This window comes from Xanthomonas pisi DSM 18956 (genome assembly GCF_001010415.1).
Taxonomy (GTDB): domain Bacteria; phylum Pseudomonadota; class Gammaproteobacteria; order Xanthomonadales; family Xanthomonadaceae; genus Xanthomonas; species Xanthomonas pisi.
Genome location: NZ_JPLE01000112.1, coordinates 1 through 422, shown reverse-complemented (window position 1 = coordinate 422; position 422 = coordinate 1). Strand labels below are relative to the sequence as shown.

Annotated in this window: 1 other RNA gene; it reads left to right on the top strand. The window is 67.1% G+C overall.

What is annotated here, in order from left to right:
• Positions 1-67: 67 nt before the first annotated feature.
• A non-coding RNA gene (locus Y887_RS18350) (sX9 sRNA) lies at positions 68-143 on the top strand.
• Positions 144-422 lie beyond the last annotated feature (279 nt).

The window sequence follows — 422 nt, the reverse complement described above, 5'->3', positions numbered from 1 at the left end:
CACTAAGAGTGGCTAACAAAACTACTGCGCAGCCGCCAGGCGGGCGCGGCCAGTGCTCGGAATCGGCATGTACCACTCGTACACTCCGGTTCCTCCGCGCCGTCCACACCCGCCTGACGACTGCTCGCTACGTTTTGTTAGCCACTCTTAGGCGATGCGGCGCTGCAGGCGTGCCCGCGGGTTGGTGGTCTTTCGACCGGTCTCAAAGACAGTTCGCCAGGCCTTAGAGCGTGTTATGGACTTCGAGGTGAGTGCGAAGCGTCCTGTGGCGCGTCGAGACAAGGCGTGCGCTGTGGCCCAGGCTGGCCGCCTGGGCAAGGCGCGCAACGCGGTATCGGCGCGCCACAGGGCGCTTCCCGGAGGGTTGGCCGTCAGCGGCACGGAGCGGGCGCCGCGCGGCTTGCCTTGGCGCCAGCCAAGCC